Consider the following 21774-nt stretch of genomic DNA (forward strand, 5'->3'; position numbering starts at 1 on the left):
TCAGGAGCAGGTCAGGCGCAACGTGGAACTCCACGTCGGCACGGGCCGGAAGGTGTCCGGGACGACCTTCGCACCAGGGTTTGATCGGGCCGGACGTACGTACCCACGCCGAACAGCGCGGAGAACACTCCGGAGACGGAAGGGGTGGGCGTTGTCTCTGACGGACAGGGCGATTGAGCAGATCCGTGAGCTGATCCGCACCGGGGCGCTGGCGCCGGGCTCGAAGTTGCCGCCGGAGCCGGAGCTGGCGGCCCAGCTGGGCCTGTCCCGCAACCTGGCCCGCGAGGCCGTGAAAGCACTCGCCGTCGCCCGCGTTCTCGAAGTGCGACGGGGCGACGGCACGTACGTGACCAGCCTCCAGCCGAGCCTGTTGCTGGAAGGTCTCGGCGGCGCGGTGGACCTGCTGCAGAGCGACTCGGCGGCGCTGCTGGACCTGATGGAGGTGCGACGGCTCCTCGAACCGGTCGCCACCGCACTCGCCGCCACCCGGATCTCCGACGAGCAACTGGCAGAGGTGAAGCAGCACCTGGACGCCATGCGAGCGGCGCGCGACGACGTCGAGCGGCTCAACGCGCACGCCGCGGCGTTCCACCGCGCCGTGGTCTCGGCCACCGGCAACGAATCGCTGCTCGCCCTGCTGGAAGGCATTTCGGGCCGTACCCTGCGCGCCCGCATCTGGCGCGGCCTCGTCGACGACCTGGCCGCGGGGAGGACCCTCGCGGAGCACGAGGCGATCTACCAGGCCCTGTCCGCCCGTGACCCTGTCCTGAGCCACGCCGCCGCACTGATGCACGTGAACCAAACCGAGCAGTGGCTGCGGAAGCATCTGAGGAACACCGACCTGCGGCAGGGTGCTCCTCTGGCAACCGGTGCACAGCATTGACGTGCGGACCGCGCTCGTCCCCGTCTCCCTTGGTCGAGCCCTGGCTGATGAGGAACCTTCGGACGCCGCTCACGTGGTGACCGTCCAGCGCTGCGGACACCGCCCGGTGATCGCCGACCATGCCTTCGAGCAGTGCCCCTTCGCTCCTGGCCAGACCATCACGCTCAGCCGGGCCGCCCAGCACAGTGATCAGGCTGCGGCTGATTCGCGACACCCCGCTGATCTGCGAGGTCTCCGACGCCGGCAGCACCGCCCCGCGCCTGCGCCGGGCACATCGACGACTGCCTGCGCGCGGCGCGGCCGGCGGTCATGTGCCGCGCCTGGCGCGCACACGCGCTGGGGGTTGAGGAACATCGGAACGAAAACCGGCGCTAAGCCTCCCGCGTACCTGAGAGCGCTTTGACCTGGACTTCTTCGAGGGCGGAGCCTTCAGCAGTCGTGTTAATCATTGACTGTGTGGAGGTCCGGGGTGCCGGTCGAGTTTCTGACGGATGCACAAGCCGCTGCGTACGCGGCGTACGACGGGGCGCCGTCCCGTACGGAGTTGGAGCGGTTCTTCTTCCTGGACGACGCGGACCGGGAGCTGATCGAGGGCAAGCGGCGGTCCCACAACCGGCTGGGCTTCGCGGCCCAGCTCACGACCGCGCGCTACCTCGGGGTGTTCCTGGACGACCCGACCGACGTTCCGCCGGAGATCGTCGACTACCTCGCCGAGCAGCTCGGCATCGCGGACGCGTCGGTACTGAAGGCGTACGGGGAACGGGAGAACACCCGGCTGGCCCACGTCCGTGAGCTTCGGAAGGTCCTGGAGTACACGGAGTTCGCCGAGGCGGAAGCCGAGTTGCGGGTGTGGGTGGATGCGCGGGCCTGGACGACCGGGGAGGGCCCGAAGGCGTTGTTCGACGCGTCGGTGGGGTGGCTGCGTGAGCGGCGGGTGCTGCTGCCCGGTGTGACGACGCTGGCCCGGCTGGTCGCGTCGGTGCGGGAGGCGGCGAACCAGCGGCTGTGGGACAGCCTCTACGGGCTGCTGAGCATCGGTCAGCGGGCGGTGCTCGACTCGCTGCTGACCGTGCCGCTCGGTGCGCGGGTGTCGGAGCTGGACCGGCTGCGGCGCGGTCCGGTGCGGATCTCGGGGCCGCAGATGAAGTGGGCGCTTGAGCGGGCGGCGGAGATCGACGCGTTCGGGATGGGCGAGTTGGACGTGTCGGGGATACCGCCGCGGCGGCTGGCGGAGCTGTCGCGGTACGGCGTGGACGGCAAGGCGTCCACGCTGCGGCGCCACGGCGACTCCCGGCGCCTGGCCACCCTGCTGGCCACCGCGGTCTACCTGACGTCCCGGGCGGTCGATGACGCGCTGGACCTGCTGGAGGTGCTGATCGCGACGAAGCTGCTCGCGCGGGCGGAGCGGGAGACGGCGAAGCAGAAGCTGAAGACGCTGCCGAGGATGGAGCGGGCCGGGATCAGGCTGGCGACCGCGTTCCGGGTCGTGTTCGACACCACGAGCGAGCAGGTCGACACCGAGTCCGGGGAGATTAGTCCGCCGGAGGTGGCAACGCTGACGGCGATGTGGGAGCGGATCGAGGAGGTGGTGCCGCGCGAGGAGCTGGCCGCCGCGATCGCCGCGTTGTTCGAGCTGGCGCCGCCGATCGACTCGGACGCGGACGAGGCATGGCGGACGATGCTGGTCACCCGGTTCCCCACCGTACGGCCGTTCCTGGCACTCCTCGTCCAGGTTGTCGACTTCGGCGCCACCCCGGAGGGCCTGCCGGTCCTCAAGGCGCTGAAGTCACTGCCCGACCTGATGGGGCGCAAGAAGGTGAGCCCAGATGAGATCGACACGTCGCTGCTGACCGGCTCGTGGCGGCGGCTGGTCCTGTCCGCGCCGCACATGGAGCCGGGGACGGTCGACTGGAAGGCGTACGTGTTCTGCGTGCTGGAGTCCTTCCACCGGCTGCTGCGCCGGCGGGAGGTGTTCGCGAAGAACTCCTCGAAGTGGGGCGACCCGCGGGCAAAGCTGCTGGACGGCGAGGGATGGGAGCAGGTCCGCCCGACCGTGCTGGCCTCCCTGAACCTGCCCGGCGAGGCGGGTGAGCACCTGGCGGCGCGGGCCGCGCTGCTGGACGGCACATACCGGGAGGTCGCCGGGCGGGTGCCCGCGAACTCCCAGATCGTGTTCGACGACGACGGCCGCCTGCACTTCGCCGCCCTGGAACCGGAGCCCGAACCCGCCTCGCTCCTGGACCTGCGGAAGGCAGTGGAGGCGATGATGCCCCGCGTCGACCTGCCGGAGGTCCTGCTGGAGGTGTTCTCGTGGACCGGCGCCGACCAGGCGTTCACCTCGATCACCGGCGGCGAGGCCCGGCTCAAGGACCTGCACGTGACGGTCGCCGCGCTGCTGGTCGCGCACGGCTGCAGCATCGGCTACACGCCGGTCATCGGCGGGATCGACGAGCTGAAGTACGGCAGGCTGTCGCACGTCGACCAGACGTATCTGCGGCTGGCCACCTACCGGGCCGCGAACGCCACCCTCATCGAGCACCAGGAGTCCATCGGCCTCGCGCAGGCGTGGGGCGGCGGGCTGGTCGCCTCCGTGGACGGCATGCGGTTCGTCGTCCCCGTCCCCTCGGTCTACGCCCGGCCGAACCCCAAGTACTTCGGGCGCCGGGGCGGCGCCACCTGGCTCAACATGATCAACGACCAGGCGGCGGGGCTCGGCGGGAAGGTGGTGGCCGGCACCCCGCGCGACTCCCTGTACGTGCTCGATGTCCTCTACGACCGCGACGGCGGCAAGCGCCCGGAGACGATCGTCACCGACACCGCCTCGTACAGCGACATCGTCTTTGGACTCCTCACCCTGGCCGGGTTCGCGTACGCGCCGCAGCTCGCTGACCTGCCGGACCAGAAGATGTGGCGCATCGACCGCACCGCCGACTACGGCGCCTTCCAGGAAGCGGCCCGCGGCCGGGTCGACCTCGCCCGGATCGAGCGCTGGTGGGAGGACATCCTACGGATCATCGGCTCCATCCACACCGGCGCGGTGCGCGCGTACGACGTGATCCGGATGCTGTCGCGGGACGGGCGGCCGACCCCGCTGGGGGACGCGATCGCGCACTACGGGCGGATCGCCAAGTCCCTGCACATCCTGCGGCTGGCCGACGAGCCCGGCTACCGCCGCCAGATCAAGGCGCAGGCCAACCTCCAGGAGGGCCGCCACGCACTCGCCCGGAAGATCTTCCACGGCCGCTCGGGGCAGCTCTACCAGCGCTACCAGGACGGCATGGAGGACCAGCTCGGCGCGCTCGGCCTGGTCCTCAACGCCGTCGTCCTCTTTTATCTGGGGCGGCCGGAGGTCGTCCGCTACGCAGTACGAGTGGACTTCCGGGTGTGTACTGTCCGCTGTCGCGGACGGCGTATCCGGGGTGCGTACGTTACGGCTCGTGACAACCGTAGCCAATCTCTCGGGGTTCCGTACGCAACGTCTCACTCTCAGTACTGGCGAGCGGACCTGGACCGTGCTGGGCCGGGACCACCGCGTGGTGGAGCCGGCGGAGGAGTACCTGGAGTACCTGAGGACGCAGAAGGTCTCGCCGAACACGGTCAAGTCCTACGGCCGAGCGCTGGCGCTGTGGTGGCAGTACCTCGACGTGTTCGGGCTGGCCTGGGACGCGGTGACGCTGGAGGACTTCGGGGCCTTCCTGACCTGGCTGCGGACCGGCGAAGGTCCGGAGGTCACCGCGCTCGATCCGGGGCAGGCCAGGTTCGCGGAGTCGACGGTCGCGGTGCGCCTGCGGGCCGTGCTCTCCTGCTACACCTACCACGAGCTCAACGGGGTAGATGTCGGACGGCAGTTGCACCGGATCACCCACGGCCGGAGCGGCAACTACAGACCGTTCCTGGAGCACATCGCCCGACGCAAGGGCCGTCGGCGGACCACGATCCGTGTCCGGCAGAAACGGGCCGCCGCCCCGCCCACACTCACTCCGCGGCAGATCGACCGGATCTGTGATGCCTGCGCGTACTGGGATGACGGGGCCCGTGAATGGCGAGGGTCCGTACGCAACCGACTGCTGTGGGCCCTGCTGGCCGAGTCTGGACTCCGCCTGGGCGAGGCGCTCGGGCTGCAGCACCGCGACTGGCACACCGGCCGGGGCGACACCCCGTTCATCGAGGTCGTCGCGCGTGAGCACCAGCACGAGGTCCGCGCCAAGAGCGGCTACCGGCGCCTGTATGTCTCCGACGAGGTCGACCGGCTCTACGGCGAGTACGTCTGGCAACTGTGCGAGGCCGGAGCCGACCTGGTCACCGACGACTTCGACGCCTCGTACGTCTTCGTCAACCTCGACCGCGAACCCCGGTTCGCCCCGTGGAAGCCCGACAGCGTCTACGACCTGGTGGACCGGCTCCGCCGCGAGCTCGACGGGCAGGTCCCGAAGGGCTGGACTCCGCACTGGTTCCGGCACAGCCACGCCACAGCGCTTCTCCTGTCCGGGGTCCCGATGCACGTGGTCAGCCGCCGACTCGGCCATGCGGACGTGCAGACCACGATGAGCACGTATGCCCACGTCACCGAGGACGCCGAGCTGCGGGCCGTGGCCGACTGGGCGAAACTCACCGCCAGCTGGCGAGCCGCGCTGGACACCGAACCGATCGGACCATGCTGATGAGCGCCAAGCTACTGCTGGAGAACATGCGGGACACCTCCGGCTACTTCCAGCAAGACGTGCTGGACAGCGCGTGGGCTGCCGTCCCGGAGCGGTTCCGCACGGTGGATCTGGCCTCGGACGGCCTGGAACCCACGGACCTCGGCGCCTTCACGCTGGGCAAGCACCAGCACAGCTTCCGGCTCCGCTTCTCCCGGCTGCCCGCTCCGATGGACCGCGAGATGGCCTGGTGCTGCTGGCGCCTCGTCGAACTCGGCGGCCGGGTCCCGGTCGGATCCTTGCAGTCGCTGATCAACTCGCTGGCCAGGGCGGTGGAGGACCACCCGGACCTACGCGGCTCGCTGATGCGACGCACACCGCGCGAGTGGGAGCGGTCCCTGGCCGCGGCCTACGCCCGGCACTACGGCCGCCTGCCAGGCAAGGGCTGGGGCCTCAACACCGGGACCGTGCTGCGGCGTTACTACCAGATGCTGTGGACCGTCTACGATCAGCGCCTCTGGTGGCAACGCGAGGTCTGGGATCCCGTGCTGGACCCGCGGATCCCGCTGCGGGCCCACGAACCGATGGGCGACCACAGCCTGTACTTCCAGTCCCTCCACCCGCTCTGGCTGCGGCATGGCTTCCAGTGGTACCTCAAGGTCTGCCTGGAGACCGGGGACCTGACCTGGACCACCGCCCGGGCCCGGCGGTCCGGGATCCAGGTCTTCGGCGACTGGATCAACGGCCAGCACCCCGCCCCTCCCACCTGGCTGCGCGATGATCCCGCCGAGGTGAGGGCGTTCATGCTGGACTACCTCAGCCCCGTCCGCGCCCAGACCGCCAGGTCAGGGCCGAACCGGGGCAAGCCGCTCTCGGCGCTGCGCGTGAACGACATCATCACCGACGTCGAGAAGTTCTACGCGCACATGACCGACTACCGCGAGACGGCAGCCCGGGTGCTGGAGGAACCGGCCTGGCTGCGGCTGACCCCCTACCACGCCATCTTGTGGCGCCACGGGGAGAAGGGCCGGCCTGCGGTCCAGCCGGAGCGCTGGGAGGTCATCGACGACACCGCGTTCTCCCAGATCATGACCAACCTCCACCTGCTCGGCACCCCGGTCGAGGAAGGTGGGTTCGGCGACGAGCAGGTGATGCGGATCATCATGCTGCAGGCCCGCCTCGGTCGGCGGATCAGCGAGATCCGGATGCTCGACCGTGACCCGCTGTCCGCGCTGAACCAGCTCACCCGGCCCGACGAGCAGGACGCCGCCGACGGCGCCTTCGTCGCCAAATTGCGTTACCAGCAGACGAAGATCGAGCAGGCGCCGGACAGCATCCTCGTCGATGCCGAGGTCGTTGCCATCATCCGCGCCCAGCAGCAGTGGGCCGACACCCGCCTCGGGCCGCGCTGGGCGGCGGGTGTGAGCCCCAAGTACCTCTTCCTGGCCTACAAGATGAACCGGAACGCCGACAAGCCCTACCCCGTCGAGCGCATCCACCAGACGTTGTCCGAGTTCGCCAGCCGCCTTGGCATCCGCGACAGCGCTGGGCGGCTGGTCGACTTCAACCGCACCCACCGGTTCCGGCACACCAAGGCCACCAGCCTCCTCAACGCCGGTGTCCCGCTGCACATCGTCCAGCGTTACTTCGGCCATCTGTCGCCGGCCATGCTGATGCACTACGCGCAGACCCTCGCCGAGACCCACGAGCGGGAGTTCCTGCGCTACCGGAAGATCACCGCCGACGCCCGGGAGTTGTCGACCGACCCGCGCGATCTCTACGACATGCTGGAGCTGGACAAGCGCACCGACCGCATCCTGCCCAACGGCCTGTGTCTGCTGCCGCCCCGTCAGGCATGCGCGAAGGGCAACGCCTGCCTGACCTGCGACAAGTTCGCCACGGACGCCACCTTCCTGCCCGAACTCACCGCGCAGCGGCAGCGCACCGCTGAGCTCATCGAGGAACGGCAGCAGGCGTTCACGGCTCGGACCGGGCAGCCGATGGGCGAGGAAAACGTCTGGCTCTCCGGGCGCCGTCAGGAACAGGACGCCCTCGGACGCATCATCCTCAAGCTGGAACAGACCCGCCTCGTCGACGGGCCCCCGCAGGCCGTCCGCGGAGCCGGCGTCGACGCCCGCACCGACGCGATCACCCGCAGCCAGGACGGGACCTGACCGGCATGCGCGGCAACCCCGACAACCTCCGCCAGGCCGCCGCCCGCAAGAGCGCCGCCGCCCAGGCCCGCGCCGAGAAGGGCCTGCGGGAGATGATCCGCCGCGGACAGCCCATCACCTTCCGCGGCCTCGCCCAGACCGCCGGCGTCTCGCTCGACTTCCTCTACCGCTGCACCGAGCTCCGCCGACGCGTCGAACAGCTGAGGTCCCAGCAGCGAAGCCACCCGCCACGGCCGGCCCCGCAACCGCCCGACGACTCGCCCAGCAGCGTCGTGCGCATCCTCACCGCCCAGCTCGCCGAGCTCAAGCGGCGCCACCGCGACGAGGTCCAAGCCCTGCGGCAGGCCCTCGAAGCAGCCCAGAGCGAGAACCTCGAACTGCGACGCAGCCTCGGCCCCCGACACACCACCCGCCCTGAGAGCCCCTGCTCCTGACGTCCTCACACATCGATGGCCCTGCGGGCGTGGCTCACAAACTGCTGCCGTTTATTCGACGCATGGCCGAGGTAACTCCTGATGCGATGCGATTGGTTCGCGTCAATCGCATCGCCGCTCTCCCGTCCAAGGATTCTCGCCTGAATCGCTGCCACACAAGCCGACAGCGACTGTCGCAACTCGCCAGCCATCCGGGCCAATTCCTCCGGACCTTCAAGCTCGACTGCGGTCTGGGTATCCGCCAGGTCCGCTCGAAGCAATCTGCGGCTCTCTTCGAGAAGGTGACGCAGTCCATCGAGATCATGACCTGGCCTGGCCAGCTCAGCCTCGATACCCCGCAGGGCCTCATGAACCTCGTCGGCCTTGCCCGTGAAGGCGGCATAGGCATCACGGCGGAGCTGACGACGCCAGTGACGATGCTCAGCTCGAACCTGCCGCTGCCCCGCTATCCCAGCAATAGTTGCAGCCAGGGTTGTCCCCATCACTCCCACCCCAGCTCCTAGAACCGCTGCCGTTCCAGCATCCATGCGAAGAGTGTGCCAGCGAGGCTCCCTGAGCGTTTGTCACCTTCAAAGTCGCGATCAGGGACAGTCACTTGCAGATGCGTCTGCAAGTGTTCTACCTGCGCAAACAGCACACTCTCACTGTTTGCCCCGGATACGCTGTGCAACACGAGGTACATGGACGCCGCGGTGGACCAGCTGCGGGCGGACGGGTTCGACGTCCGCGACGAGGATGTCGCCCGCCTCTCGCCGTTCGTGCGACAGCACATCAACATGCTGGGCCGGTACTCGTTCAAGCTGCCCGAGCTGCCCGGCGGTATGCGCCCGCTGCGCGACAAGGACGCTGCCGACGACGAGTGACGTCGTACGGCGGCGCGTCGAGGTCGCCACCATCTTGGCCTAGGGCCTGTTGTGAAAGTGCTGGTCACAGCCACTCGTTAATGACCGCGACCAGCACGGTCGCTTCAAAGCGGACGGCGAGTTTGTCGTAGCGAGTGGCGACGGCCCGGTGGCGCTTGAGCCGGTTGATCCCGCACTCGACCGCGTGCCGCTGCTTGTAGTCGTCCCTCTCGAACGTCGGTGGCCGCCCGCCGCGCGATCCGCGCGTGAGGCGGTTGCGGACACGGTCCGCCGGGACCGGGATGGTGGCCTTGATCCCGCGTCTGCGCAGGTAGGAGCGGTTGCCGCGGGAGTCGTACGCCTTGTCGGCCCGAACCCGGTCGGGACGCTTGCGCGGCCTGCCGAGCCCCAGCCTGGGGACCCGGATGGCTTCCAGGACCGCTTCGAACTGCGGGGAATCGCCCCGCTGCCCGGCCGTGATCACGACGGACAAGGGCTTTTGCCCCTGCTCGACCGCGAGGTGGATCTTGCTGGTCAGTCCGCCGCGGGATCGTCCGAGTGCGTGGTCGGCCGGCTCGGCGAAGATCCCGCCCGGCGGTTCCTTCTGGAGGTCCCCCTTTTCGCCGCTCCGGCGGCGTGCTGGTGGGCCCGGCAGACGGTGGAGTCGACGTTCACGTCCCAGGTGATCAGGCCCTTGGCGTCCGCCTCGGCCTGAAGCTGGGTGAGGATCCTCGCCCAGGTCCCGTCCCTCTGCCAGCGCCGGAACAGGTCGTAGACCCGGTCCCAGGGCCCATAGCGTTCCGGCACGTCGCGCCAGGGTGCACCGGTCCGGGTCCGCCACCGTATGCCGTCTATGAGCTGCCGCCGCGTCCACACCGGCGGACGGCCCGGCTTGATGCCCGCCGGCAACAACGGCTCCAGCCGGGCCCACTGGCCGTTCGTCAGATCACCACGTCCCACAGGACGTGATCATCAACGAACAAGATCCACTTTCGCAACAGACCCTAGGCGTCCGTGCTGGCCAGAGCCCCGGAGCTGGTTCCGCGAGTCGTCACACCGGCCGGGGCCGTTACGGCTTCGCGGACCCGCTCGGCGGCCCGTCGGCGGGCCCGGTACGCCTTCTGTCGGCAGGCGAGGCGGTCGTAGAGGGCGTCCCGGCGGTGGCCGCGACGGCGGCGTACCCCCGCGGTCGGTCAGCGGGCGGTGAGCCCGGTGAGCAGGAGGGCGAGCCATCGGGCGCGGGCGGTGGGTGGCTGGTCGGCGGGGAGGGTGAAGAGCATCAGGTACAGGTCGTCGACGGTGAAGTCGGCGCGCAGACCGCCCTGGGCTTGTGCGGTGCGGATGAGCCGGCCGAGGGCCTGGGTGACGCGGGTCTCCACCTCCTGCATGGCGGGGTGGGCTGCGTGGTCGGCGCCGAGCGCGTACGCGGCTGCTTTGACGGCGCGGTTGTGGGCGACGGTGTCCATCACACGGCTGAGGAAGCCGGTCAGCTCCACCATGGCGGGTGAACCCTGGCTCTCGCGTTGCAGGCACTCTTCGGCGTCGTCGGCGAGTGTTTCGAACGAGGCGGCGACCACGGATGCGACCAGGTCGCTCTTGTTCGGGAAGTGCTTGTACAGGGTTCCGACCGCGACGCCCGCAGCAGCGGCGATCTGCTCCATCGACACCTCGGGCCCGTGCTCGGTGATCTGCTCATGCGCCGCGGTCATGATCCGGGCGCGGTTGCGGGCCGCGTCGGCACGCAGCGGTCGGGGTGAGGTCATGAGGGCGGCCCTCCGGAACCATTTGACGAAAGATGAATGATGCTTCACTCTACAACATGAAGCATCATTCACTTTATGGAGGTTGATCATGGCCAGCACGACCGACCGGTGGACCGAACAGGACATACCTACCCAGGACGGCAAGGTCGCCGTCGTCACCGGCGCCAACAGCGGCCTCGGGCTGCAGACCGCGCGGGCCCTGGCCGAGCATGGCGCGCACGTCGTCCTCGCCGTGCGCAACCTCGACAAGGGCCGCGAGGCCCTCGCCCGCATCAGCGAGCGTGCCCCGGGCACCAAGCTCAGCCTCCAGCGCCTGGACCTCGCCTCCCTCAAATCGGTACGCACGGCCGCCGATGAGCTGCACACGGCGCATCCGAAGATCGACCTGCTCATCAACAACGCGGGCGTGATGTTCACACCCCGGCAGAAGACCGAGGACGGGTTCGACATGCAGTTCGGGGTCAACCACCTCGGGCACTTCGCGCTCACCGGCCTGCTGCTGGACCTGATGCTGCCCGTGCCCGGCTCCCGGGTGGTCACCGTCAGCAGCTTCGGCCACCGCATCCGGGCCGACATCCACTTCGACGACCTGCAGTTCGACCGCTCCTACAACCGGGTCGCCGCCTACGGTCAGGCCAAGCTGGCCAACCTGATGTTCACCTACGAACTCCAGCGCCGCCTCGCCCCGCACCACACCACCATCGCCGCCGCCGCGCATCCCGGCGTGTCGGATACCGAACTCACTCAGAACATGAGCGGCCTGGTGCGCAAGGGGGCCGAACTGGTCCAGCCTCTGCTGACCCAGCCGGCCGCCATGGGAGCGCTGCCCACCCTGAGGGCGGCCACCGATCCCGCCGTCACCGGAGGACAGTTCTACGGCCCCAACGGCGTGGGCGGAACCCGCGGATACCCCGAGGTGGTCGCCTCCAGCAAGAAGTCCCACGACACGGCCGTCCAGCAGCGCCTGTGGGCCGTGTCCGAGCAGCTCACCGACGTCCGGTTCTCCGTCTGAGGCCTCCACCCGCGATCCGGCCGACCAAGAGGAGAGAGTCGGCCTGCGCTGCTACTCGCGGGCCCCGGAGGACCTTGGCCGACTATGCCCCTGGCGGCGTGGGCGCCGGGACGGCGGTAGGGCACACCGGTGACAGCAGGGTCAGCGGCGCGCGTCGCCGGGTGCGAGCAGGCTGGTGACCTCGGCGATCGCTTCCGCCGACGGGTGGAAGTAGCGCCGTACGTTCTCCGGCTTCTTGTGCCGGGACTTGGCCATCAGCATCGGCAGGCTGGCCCCGGCCTCGCCGAGGTGGGTGAGCCCGGAATGCCGGTATTCGTGCAGGTCCCAGCCCGTGCCCGGTACGCCGCCGATGGCCGTGTGCGCATCCAGCAGGGCGCGGGCCTGGCCGTAAGACAGCCGGACCAGCCCGGTGTCCGGGCACACGTCACGCGGCGCGATGACCTTGCCGGGACCCGGCTTGCGGTGGGTGACGAACACCGGCCCCCGCGTACGGCCCTTGATCAGCCGGGGCAGCAGGCGGGCGGTACCGGCGTCCCAGTACACGGGCTCCAGGACGTAGTCCTCGCGCGTAACGCCGCGGCGGCGGGTGCGCGGCTTCGCGCCCTTGGCCTTCACCGGAGCCCGGCGCCCGGCGAGGTCCAGCTCCTCGATGTTGACGCCCAGGATCTCCTCCGACCGCGCGACGGTTTCGTAGAGCATCCGCCACAGCGTCTTCTCCCGGAGATGGACGTCGCGGCGGGCGATCAGCCGGTCGACCGCCATCTTCGAGCGGGCCGGAGTCTCCGAGTCCGGCGGGGGCATCCGCTTCACCCAGGCTGGCACCTTCGGGCCGCCGTACCCGCGCTCGGCACACCAGCCCAGCCAGGACAGCACCGCCGCCCGGCGGGCGTTCCACGTGTTGACCGCCGCCTCGCCCCACAGCTGTTCGAGGGCGCCGCCGATCTCGTCGTCCGCGACGGTGGCGAGCGGGCGGGCCTCGCCGAGGTGTTCGGCGGTCTTGCCGACGCCGATTCCGTACGACCGGAGCGTGTTCGCGTTGTCCAGCGAGTCGAGGAACACGTCGGCCGCCGCGCGGACGGTCAACGCCTTCCCGGCGGGCAGTCGTACGACAGCGGGCACCGCTTCCCCTTGCCACAGATAACGGGGCCGCTTCGCGCACGGCCCCGAGAACGTCGCCGCAGGTCGTGATCAGCGATGCCGCAGATAATAGGGCGTTATCTGCGGGAAGACTTCAGACGGATCCGGCCGCCGACGCTCCGTCAGCCGCCCACCAGGGCCGACAGATCCTTAGCGCCGGTTTTCGTTCCGATGTTCCTCAACCCCCGTGCTCCAGACGGGGTGCGAGCGGATACGTCACACCGAGGTTGTGATCGGCCAGCGGCCCGCCGGGACCGAGGACCGGCCACGGAGCGTGGCTCGGCTCGGTATTTCCAGGCGTGCCATTGGCCGAGCCGTACGCCATCACGCCCCGGCAGCCCCGATGAACTCGCGCACGGCGCTGCGCGGGTCCCCCGAGCGGACCAGTGCCTCGCCGACCAGTACCACGTCGGCTCCCCAACCGCGGTACTCCGCGACATCCTTCGGGCCCGTCACTCCTGACTCCGCGACCCTGACCGTACCTTCGGGAATGCCCGTCACGAGGTCGGCGAACACTGTGCGATCCACGTCCAGGGTCGTCAGGTCCCGCGCGTTGATTCCGAGGAGCTCAGCTCCTGCGGCGGCAGCGCGCCGCACTTCGTCGGCCGTGTGCGCCTCCACGAGCGGCGTGAGACCCAACTCCTTGCACAGCCCCATCAAGTCGACGAGCCGGCCCTCGTCAAGCGACACGACCATGAGAAGCGCAAGATCGGCGCCGTGTGCGCGAGCTTCCCACAGCTGATAGGGGTCGACGATGAAATCCTTGCGCAGGACGGGCACGTCGACCCGGGCACGTACGGCGTCCAGATCGGCGAGGGAGCCGCCGAAACGCCGGCTCTCGGTCAGCACGCTGATCGCAGCGGCGCCCCCGGCCGCGTACTGGGCCGCGAGGGACGCAGGGTCGGGGATGTCTGCCAGCTCGCCCTTGCTGGGGCTCCTTCGCTTCACCTCGGCGATGATGGACACCCCAGGCGCACGGAAAGCGGGCAGGGGATCGAGCGCGGGTGCCGCGTCCGCTGCCCGGGAGCGCAGCTCCGCCAACGGCGTTGCAAGCTTGCGCTGTTCCAGGTCCTCGCGAACTCCCGCGAGGATCCCGTCCAGAACACTCATCGTCCTCTCCTTGTCGAATCGTCTGCCACTCCGGACGTCCCCCGGCTTGTGTGAGCCCGCCCGTCACCCATGTCCAAGTCATGCTCGCACGCAGGCTGTTCGGATCGATCATGGCGTGCGTAGCGGCGGCCTCGGAGCGCGGGAAATGAACTTGTCGTGGATGCTCCGTGAAGTGCGGTGATCCCGGACCTGGCGACCATCTGCCGCCTGCCGGCGGCCATCCGTGAGGAAGCGTGAGCGCGAACCGGGAATCGTGGCGCCTGACTCCTCAGGCCGCATGAAGGCGCTCGGCGCCTTCCATGGCGTGTGCGGTCTGCGACATGGTCGTCGACGAGTCCCCGCCGGCCCCATACCCGCAGCGTCCTGGTCGCGACGCCCTCCACTCCAGCAGGGTGTCGAGCCCCGCTCGGACAGCGTGCTGGCCGGCATCGGAGGGTCCTGCTCCACGTACCCGCCGGCGGACCGCGGTTGGGGCAGGACCGCAGCTGAGGGGGCGTCGGTGAAGTTCTTGCTCCGGGGTGGCAGGACCGGTCCTCCAGTCGGCAAGGATGTCCCTGCCGCCCACGACTGACATCACCGGGACCACGCTGCGGCCGAACGTCACGCAACCGACTCGGGTTCAGTTCGCCCGGCCCTGATCCCGCCCTCCTGGTATGCGCCTCTCCCACCGGAAGTCAGGGCGTACGCCGGCCGGCGCGCAGCCACGGCGCCCGTGCCGGAGAGGGCGAGAACGGAGAGCAGGACGAGTGCGCAGGCCGGGCCGAGTACGGTCCAGGGCGCCAGTTCCACGTACGGCTGATTCTCCGACAGAAGACGGCCCCACTCCGCCGTGGGTGGCTGCTCACCGAGACCGAGGAAGCCGAGAGAGGCCAGCACGAGGACCGTGGTGGGCAGGCGCAGGAGTGCGTTGCGCAGTACGGACGGCAGTACGGCGGGCAGCAGGTGGTAGCGGAGGAGATAGCCGGGGCCGGCACCGAAGGAGACGGAAGCGAGCATGTGGCCGCTGGCCCGCTCCTGTTCCAGCAAGGCCGCGGCCTGGGCGGCGTAGGGGGTCCAGCCAACCAGGCAGACCGCGAGGGCGGCACCCCAGGCGGACGGGCCGGTCACCGCGGTGGTCAACAGCCCGGCGAGGACCGCCGGCATCGTCGACACCACTTCCGTGAGCCCCGCGCCGACCTGCGCCGCCATGCCGAGCATCAGCCCGGTGAGCGTGCACACCGCGGTCACCACGAGGGCCACTCCCACCGTGCGCAGCGCCCCGTGGCCCAACCGGGCCAGCAGATCGCGGCCGAGCGCGTCCGTGCCCAACGGGTTTGCGGCTGAGGGCGGGAGCAGTCGGGCCGCCGTGTCGACGTGGAGGGGATCGCGTAGGAGTCCGGCGGTGACCAGAGTGAGCAGGGCGAGGGCACACGCGGCGGCGGCCCAGCGGGTGAGGCGCCCCCGGGCAAGGGCGGGTGCGTGCAGGGCGGGCAGGGCCCCGTCCCGCAGGGCCGGGCCGAGCAGCGCGCGGCGCAGGGCCTGGATGAGGAGGCCGGCGACGACGCCGAGCAGGATGAGGGCGAGTGTCGTGGTCTGCAGGGGCGGGAGGTCCTGGGCGATGGCGGAGTCCAGGGCGAGTCGGCCGAGCCCGGGGATGTTGAAGATCTTCTCCACCGCGACTGCGCCACCGACCAGGCCCACGACGGTCGGCAGGAGCTGCGGGAGCACACCGGCCAGGGTGCGGCGCAGCGCGTGCCGGGCGACGCGGCCGGGCGCGAACCCGTAGGCGTGCCAGGTCCGGGCCCACGGCTCGTTGAAGGCGGCGGGCAGGGACTGGTCGAGCAGACCGCCGATCATCGCCCCGGACGGGACTCCGAGGGCGAGCGCGGGCAGCACCAGCGAAGGCGGCCCCTCCCACCCACTGGACGGCAGCCAGCCCAGCCACACCCCACACACGGTGGCGAGGAGCGAGGCGAGCAGGAACTTGGGCAACGCGGCGAGGACCGCGACCCCGATGGCCGCTCTCCCCCGGTGCAGCCGTCGCCGGGAGCCGAGATACAGGGTGCGGGCACTGACCAGCGCGGCCACCGCGATGGTGACCACGAGTGCCCCGAGCATCAGCGTGAAGGAGACCGCGAAGGCACCCGACACCTGGGGCAGCACCGCCTCACCGGACACCCAGGATGTGCCCGCGTCGCCGCGCGGCAACCCGCCCAGCCAGTGCGCGAGATGCACGAACGGCCCCTCGTCCAGGCCCAGTTGCTCCCGAACAGCGGCCAGCTGCTCCGGAGCCGGATCCTGGTCGGCGGAACGGGCCCGCAGGACGGTCAGCGCGGGGTCGTTGCCGGACAGCCAGGGCAGCAGGGCCACGGCCGTCAGCAGCGCGGCCCCGGCAGTGAGGCGGCCGAGGCCCGCGCGCCACCGGGACGGGCAGGCCTCCGTACCGACCGGCGTGAAGCTCATCGGCTGCTACTTCAGGTGGGTGTCGACGTCGATCAGGGAGCGCTCGCGAGGATCGAGGCGCACGCCCTCGACGTCGGTGGCGATGCCCTGGACGACCTTCTCGTGGACCAGCGGCACGACGGCGTCGGTGCGCAGGATCTCCGCCTCGGCCGCCATGATCTTCTGCTGTCGCTTCGTCATGTCGGCCTCCTCGGCCGCGGACTTGACAGCCCGGTCCACCTGGGAGTCCTTCAGACCGGCGATGTTGTACACGCCGTTGCTCGTGTAGTCGCTCGCCAGGTACGCGACCGCGTCACCGGTGTCGAGGAGGGTCACCCGGGAGAAGACGAGGGCGTCGTACTTGCCGGCGAGGAGGTCGGCCTCCATCTGCGTGTACTCGCGCACGTCCTGCTTCACGGTGAACCCGGCCTTCTCCAGCTGCTGCTGGAGGACGGTGGCGGCCTCGGGGAGCTCGGCGCGGTTGGTGTAGGTGGCCAGGCGCAGGGTCTTGCCCTGGGTCTTCGCCTTCACCTGGGCGGCGGTCGCGGCCTTGGCGCGGCCGGTCACCTCGCCGCGCTTGTCGGCCGCCCAGGGCACGGCGGGCCCGAACAGGCCCTGCGCGGAGTCGGCGTACCCACCGAAGACCGAGTCGACGAGCACCGAGCCGTCGACGTCCTCCCGGGCCGCCGCGCGCAGCGCCGGGTCGGTGAAGAGGCCGCTGCCGGTGTTGAGGATCAGGCTGTCGGTCCGCACCGACGGAACTTCGTGACGGGTCTTGTCGTCCAGCAGCTTGGCCTGTGCGGTGGGGATCCACTCCGCGATGTCGACGTCGCCGCCGCGCAGGGCGTTGGCGCGGGCGGTACCGTCGGCCATCCACGTGACGTCGATGCCGGACGCCTTGGCCTTGCCGCCCCAGTAGCCGTCGTAACGGTCGAGCGCTGCCTTGGACTTGCCGGTGAGCTTCGTGATCTCGAAGGGGCCCGTCCCGGTGCCGACCGGGCTGACCGTGCCGCCCTTGCCGTACGCCTTGCCGGAGAGGATGGCCAGCGCGGGGCTGGCCAGCCGCAGCGGGAGCACCGGGTCGGCGGCCTTTGTGCTGATGGTGACCGTGTCTGCGTCCTCTGCCTTCGCCGTGAGGGTCACGTCGCTGAGGACGCGCGGCTTGAGCTCGGCGGCGTCCGCGTGGTCGAGCGAGTTGACCACGGACTCGGCGGTGACCGGCGTGCCGTCCTGGAAGGTGGCCTTGCGGAGCTCGAAGGTCCAGGTGGTGGGGGCGGTCTGCTTCCAGGACTTCGCCAGCGCGGGCGCGGCGGCGCCGTTCTTGTCCAGAGCGGTGAGCCCTTCGGCCACGGAAAGCTTGCTCAGCACGGTGGCGTCGTTGCTGTAGGGCGACAGCGCCTGTACTGGCGGCACCGCGAGCGCGACTCTCAGCCGCCCGGCCGAGGCACCTTGCGCATCCGAACCGGAGCCTCGTTCGCCGGCCACGAAACAGCCGGCCAGCAGCGGGGTGAGGGCAAGTGTCAAGAAGAGACCGCGGGAGGTCGTGCGCATGGGGGTCCTGTCATGCGAGGGAGGATGGTCTGATCCCTTGCACGCCAGACGGGGGCGAAGGGGGCCTGCTCAGCATATAAGGCAAGCCTTACTTGATCTACCTCGATAGATTAATTCTCAACCAATGAGATCGACTCGCAATGCCTGTTCGGCACCCGCTGCGACCGAACCGGCCGTCGTACGAGCCGGTCGGACACCGCCCCGAGATGCGCCGCACGACGGTTCACAGCGCCAGGAGGCCCTGGCCTTCGCCGAGGAGCCGCGATGCTCCGGTGATCATGGCGGCGAGGTCCTGAAGTCCCCATGAAAGGAGACGCCTGTTCGTGCCGTTGTGCGGGCGCGCCGACCGGACGGGGGCGGGCCGGACCTCCGGGCCGGTGCCAGCGCCGACGGCCGTCAGGCCAGGGCTGGCCGCTGCCCGCGACGACCTCCGGCCGCAGCAGGTCGGCGAGGGTCTCGGCCGGCAACAGGCCCTTCTCCAGGACGAGTTCGGCCACACCCCGGCCGCAGACCAGTGCCTCCTTGGCGATGTCGGTGGCAGCCGTGTACCCGATGTGCGGGTTCAGGGCCGTGACCAGGCCGATGGAGTTCTCCACGGTCCGGCGCAGCGCCGACGCAAGGCGTCCCCCTCTGGCGCCGGTCGCCGCAAGGCTGGTCCGCGTGACGACCGGCGTGCCCGTCATGCGCCGGGAACAGCTGCTTCTCCGGCGTCCAGGACCAGCACCGCCACGTGCAGGGACGTGCGCTGCAGACCTGATTCCAGGTCGCAGCCGAGGAGCCGTTCGATGGTGTGGAGGCGCTGGTAGTACGCCTGCCGGGACATGCCGGCGCGTTTCGCCGCGACCGACTTGTTCCCGGCCGCCGCCAGATAGGCGCGCAGTGCCGGGAGCAGATCGCCGCTGTTGCGGTCGTCGTGCTCGATGAGGCGGGTCAGTTGCCGTTCCGCGTACCGCTGAAGACGGGTGTCCTCCCGCAGGACGCCCAGCAACTCCGGCAGCCGGACGTCGGCGGGGACGTAGAACCACCGCTCCGGGGAGGCCGGTGTGATGGCCTCGGCCGTCTGCTCCGCCTCCTGCCACGACCGGGCGATCCCGGCAAGGTCGGTCACCCCGGGGCCGACGGCGACGACGGCCTCCGGTCCGAGCTCCTCCCGGGTCAGACGGCCGATCCGCTCGGCGACCGGCTGCCAGGCGCTCGCCTGTGCCAGTGCCAGAAGTACGCCGATCCGGCCCGGGGCCGTCTCGCCGACCAGGGCGCGGACGCCGGTCTGCGCCAGCGCCTTCGCGATCCGTTCGTCGAGGTGCTCACCCTCGGTGCCGGTGTGCGTGTGGCGGATGACCACGGCGAAGAGCCGGTGCCCGAAGGCCGGGAGGCCCAGTGCCTCGGCGCGGGCGCGCGCGTCCGCGGGGGAGCGGAAACGCCGTTCGTACAGGTCCCGCAGTACGGAGCGGTGGGCCCGGCGCTCCCACCAGGCCGGTCCGGCCAGGCGCGCCATGGTCAGCGCGACCGCCGCACGCTCCAGCACCAGGATGTGTTCCGGGTCGGGCTCGGCGTTCAGCCGGCCCTCCAGCAGGACCAGCCGCCCCCATGGCCCGTGGTGGTCCTGCACCGGCGCGATCAGCCACCCCTCCGGGCCGCTCGGCGTGATCCTCTCCGGTGTCGGGGCGGCCCGCGAACGCCGCGACCAGGCCGACACCACCGGCTCGTACGGCCGGCCGAGCAGTTCGCACATCAGGACCCGGTGGGTGAGGTCCTCCAGCACCACAGGGGCTCCGGTGAGTTCCGCGGTGGTGTGCACCAGCTCCTCGGGCGTCGCGCCCCGCAGTGTCAGGGCAGTGAAGATGTCCTGGATGTCCCGCCCGCGGCGCAGCAGCGCCCCCTGGGCGTCGAGGATGAGCGCGTGCACCGCCTGCGTGACGTCGATGAACCGGACGCCACGGGCCAGCTCGACCAGCGGCACTTCACGCGCACGGCACGCCACCACCAGCTCGGCGGGCACCTTCCGGTACCGGTAACCGAGCTCCACGATCAGGCCGGCCGCGCCGACGTCGGCGAGCTGGTCGACGTAGCCGCGCAGCTCGGAGGCGTCCTCGGGATACGGCATGCCGGTCGTCAGCACCAGCTCGCCGCCCTCCAGGAAATCGGCGGGATTGAGCAGCTCGGTGACGTGCACCCAGCGCACCGCGCTGTCCAGCTGTGACTCGCCGGCCAGTACGCGCGGCATCCCTTCGGCGAGCACGGGCAGGCGCAGTACCTCCCTGACCGTGGGGAAGTGCCCGCTTGCGGGACGTCTGGGCGGCATAGGCGGTGCTTTCATCCGAGGGGATCGGGCTCACCCTCGCACCGGCCACTCACCGTGACAAGAGGGTGGCCGGCATTTTGCGGAGCGGGCCGTCCGCAGTGACAGACCGTCTTGAGAAGGCCCCAAGGTGGAACACAGTGTGGGTTGACCTGCAGGTTCCCCCGGGCGGAAAGTGAACGCCATCCCCAGCGGGATCCGAACCGGAAGGGTCCGCACGGTGTCCGCACCGTGCTGGCGCCCGACTGCCACCCAGACCACACCGTCGAGAGGAGCGACCTCATGCGCATCCCGAAGCGCGTCGCCGTGATCGGTGCCGGCAGCATGGGCAGCCAGGCCATGTGGCGACTGGCCGCCCGCGGAGCCGAGGTCATCGGCTACGACCGCTACGCGCCGGGTCACGACCGCGGCGCGGCGGGGGGCGAGAGCCGCATCTTCCGAGCCGCCCACCTCGGCGAGCCCGGGTACATTCCGCTGCTGCGGCTCGCGGACCGGTGGTGGGAGCAGCTCCAGGCGGAGACGGGCCGGTCGCTGCGACGCCGCAGCGGCTCCCTCGTGATGGGAGAGGCCGCCTCACCGTCCATGCGCTTCCTCCTCTCCACCAGCGCCGCCCATGGGCTGGATCACGAGGTACTGGACCGGGAGGAACTCGCCCGTCGCTACCCGCAGCACCGGCTCCCGGACGGACACACCGCCGTCCTCGACCGGTTGGGCGCCATCATCAGGCCGGAGGCGTCGATTCAGGCCGCCGCCGCCCGTGCCGAGCAGCTGGGTGCCCGGCTGCACCGCTACACCACGGTGCGCGAGGTCGTCCCCGCGGCGGGCGGCGGGGTGCAGATCGTCACCGACCAGGGCACGGACCACGTGGACGCCGCCGTGGTGACCGTGGGCCCCTGGATCAACACCCTGCTCCCGGACCTCCCCCGGACCGTCGACGTCCGCCGGGTGGTCTGCTCCTGGCACCTGCCCACCCGCCACGACTGGTTCGCGGGCGGGGCGCCTGCCTTCGTACGCGCCACACCCCACGACTGCTTCGGAATCCCGTCGCCCGACGGCATCTCCGTCAAGCTCGGTCTCTCCTTCAAATACCATGCGCCGGTGCCCGAGCCCGAACGGCTCGACCGTACGGTCCGCCCCGAAGAACTCGGCACCTTCCGCGAGCTCATCGGTGAACTCATGCCCGACCTGAACCCCGACCCCATCAGGATGTCGGCCTACATGGAGGGCTACACCGACTCCGGAAACCCGCTCGTCGGTCATCTCCCCGGCGAGGACGACATCATCGTCATGGCCGGATTCTCCGGCAGCGGCTTCAAGTTCTCGCCCGCGATGGGAGAGATCGCCGCCGACCTGGCGCTCGACGGCACCACGGAGCACCCCGTCGACTTCCTCGCTCCGGCAGGAGTCGGCGCCGCCTGATCCCCGGCGATGTTGACGGCATCGCCCCGCCCACCTCGACATTTCTGTCATGGACATGCCCGAAAAGGGGCACACCGGTCGTCACCCGT

Annotated in this window: 15 protein-coding genes and 3 pseudogenes; 10 read left to right on the top strand and 8 right to left on the bottom strand. The window is 70.3% G+C overall.

Annotation, left to right across the window (positions count from 1 at the left end; all coding sequences use genetic code 11):
* The first annotated feature begins 151 nt into the window (after positions 1–151).
* The 8 genes and pseudogenes from AB5J49_RS05670 (at position 152) to AB5J49_RS05705 (ending at position 8994) form a co-directional block, all read left to right on the top strand.
* On the top strand, positions 152–883 hold the full coding sequence (locus AB5J49_RS05670) for a FadR/GntR family transcriptional regulator (protein WP_369167341.1): 732 nt from the start codon (positions 152–154) through the stop codon (positions 881–883).
* A gap of 469 nt (positions 884–1352) precedes the next feature.
* Positions 1353–4214 (top strand): annotated as a pseudogene (locus tag AB5J49_RS05675) (Tn3 family transposase); the annotation flags it as partial.
* A gap of 205 nt (positions 4215–4419) precedes the next feature.
* Positions 4420–4542 (top strand): annotated as a pseudogene (locus tag AB5J49_RS05680) (site-specific integrase); the annotation flags it as partial.
* Between the two features lie 189 nt (positions 4543–4731).
* Positions 4732–5544: a tyrosine-type recombinase/integrase gene (locus AB5J49_RS05685; protein ID WP_369175052.1), complete on the top strand. Its 813-nt coding sequence runs from the start codon at positions 4732–4734 to the stop codon at positions 5542–5544.
* The gene (locus AB5J49_RS05690; protein WP_369167342.1) at positions 5544–7697 is read left to right on the top strand and encodes a tyrosine-type recombinase/integrase; all 2154 of its coding nucleotides are present in this window, start codon (positions 5544–5546) and stop codon (positions 7695–7697) included. Before AB5J49_RS05685 ends, AB5J49_RS05690 begins: the two co-directional genes overlap by 1 nt.
* Positions 7698–7702: 5 nt before the next feature.
* Positions 7703–8131, top strand: a complete 429-nt coding sequence (locus AB5J49_RS05695; RefSeq protein WP_369167343.1) for a DUF6262 family protein — start codon at positions 7703–7705, stop codon at positions 8129–8131.
* 29 nt (positions 8132–8160) lie between these two features.
* Positions 8161–8634 carry a hypothetical protein gene (locus AB5J49_RS05700; protein ID WP_369167344.1) on the top strand — a complete coding sequence of 158 codons (474 nt, stop codon included), beginning with the start codon at positions 8161–8163 and terminating at the stop codon, positions 8632–8634.
* A 33-nt stretch (positions 8635–8667) separates the two neighbouring features.
* Complete coding sequence (locus AB5J49_RS05705) at positions 8668–8994, top strand: Tn3 family transposase (RefSeq protein ID WP_369167345.1); 327 nt, start codon at positions 8668–8670, stop codon at positions 8992–8994.
* Between the two features lie 64 nt (positions 8995–9058).
* Here the strand turns inward: AB5J49_RS05705 and AB5J49_RS05710 are convergent.
* Both AB5J49_RS05710 and AB5J49_RS05715 read right to left on the bottom strand, forming a co-directional pair.
* A protein-coding gene (locus AB5J49_RS05710; RefSeq protein ID WP_369167346.1) for an IS5 family transposase occupies positions 9059–9933 on the bottom strand; the annotation gives its coding sequence in 2 pieces (ribosomal slippage) (positions 9059–9546 and positions 9546–9933; 876 coding nt in all).
* Positions 9934–10166: 233 nt separating this feature from the next.
* Positions 10167–10736, bottom strand: a complete 570-nt coding sequence (locus tag AB5J49_RS05715) for a TetR/AcrR family transcriptional regulator (RefSeq protein WP_369167347.1) — start codon at positions 10734–10736, stop codon at positions 10167–10169.
* 88 nt (positions 10737–10824) lie between these two features.
* Between AB5J49_RS05715 and AB5J49_RS05720 the strand changes: the two genes are divergently transcribed.
* Positions 10825–11748 (top strand): SDR family NAD(P)-dependent oxidoreductase, encoded by a 924-nt coding sequence (locus AB5J49_RS05720; protein WP_369167348.1) that lies wholly within the window; start codon positions 10825–10827, stop codon positions 11746–11748.
* Between the two features lie 141 nt (positions 11749–11889).
* Here AB5J49_RS05720 and AB5J49_RS05725 read toward each other — a convergent pair whose 3' ends face one another.
* From AB5J49_RS05725 to AB5J49_RS05750, 6 genes and pseudogenes are all read right to left on the bottom strand, one after another.
* Entirely contained in the window at positions 11890–12867 is a 978-nt protein-coding gene (locus AB5J49_RS05725) for a tyrosine-type recombinase/integrase (protein ID WP_369167349.1), read from the bottom strand.
* Between the two features lie 342 nt (positions 12868–13209).
* A complete protein-coding gene (gene trpC, locus AB5J49_RS05730) occupies positions 13210–13995 on the bottom strand; it encodes an indole-3-glycerol phosphate synthase TrpC (protein ID WP_369167350.1) in 786 nt (261 codons plus the stop codon).
* Positions 13996–14595: 600 nt separating this feature from the next.
* Positions 14596–16437, bottom strand: coding sequence for an ABC transporter permease subunit (locus AB5J49_RS05735; RefSeq protein WP_369167351.1), 1842 nt, complete (start codon positions 16435–16437; stop codon positions 14596–14598).
* 6 nt (positions 16438–16443) lie between these two features.
* Positions 16444–17967, bottom strand: a complete 1524-nt coding sequence (locus tag AB5J49_RS05740; RefSeq protein ID WP_369167352.1) for an ABC transporter substrate-binding protein — start codon at positions 17965–17967, stop codon at positions 16444–16446.
* Between the two features lie 410 nt (positions 17968–18377).
* Positions 18378–18578: pseudogene (gene aspA, locus AB5J49_RS05745) on the bottom strand (aspartate ammonia-lyase); the annotation flags it as partial.
* Positions 18579–18646: 68 nt separating this feature from the next.
* Positions 18647–20269 carry a PucR family transcriptional regulator gene (locus AB5J49_RS05750; protein ID WP_369167353.1) on the bottom strand — a complete coding sequence of 541 codons (1623 nt, stop codon included), beginning with the start codon at positions 20267–20269 and terminating at the stop codon, positions 18647–18649.
* A gap of 279 nt (positions 20270–20548) precedes the next feature.
* Here AB5J49_RS05750 and solA point away from each other — a divergent pair, with 279 nt between their 5' ends.
* The gene (gene solA / locus AB5J49_RS05755) at positions 20549–21685 is read left to right on the top strand and encodes an N-methyl-L-tryptophan oxidase (RefSeq protein WP_369167354.1); all 1137 of its coding nucleotides are present in this window, start codon (positions 20549–20551) and stop codon (positions 21683–21685) included.
* Positions 21686–21774: the final 89 nt, after the last annotated feature.

The sequence above is a fragment of the Streptomyces sp. R28 genome (genome assembly GCF_041052385.1).
In the GTDB taxonomy this organism is placed as follows: domain Bacteria; phylum Actinomycetota; class Actinomycetes; order Streptomycetales; family Streptomycetaceae; genus Streptomyces.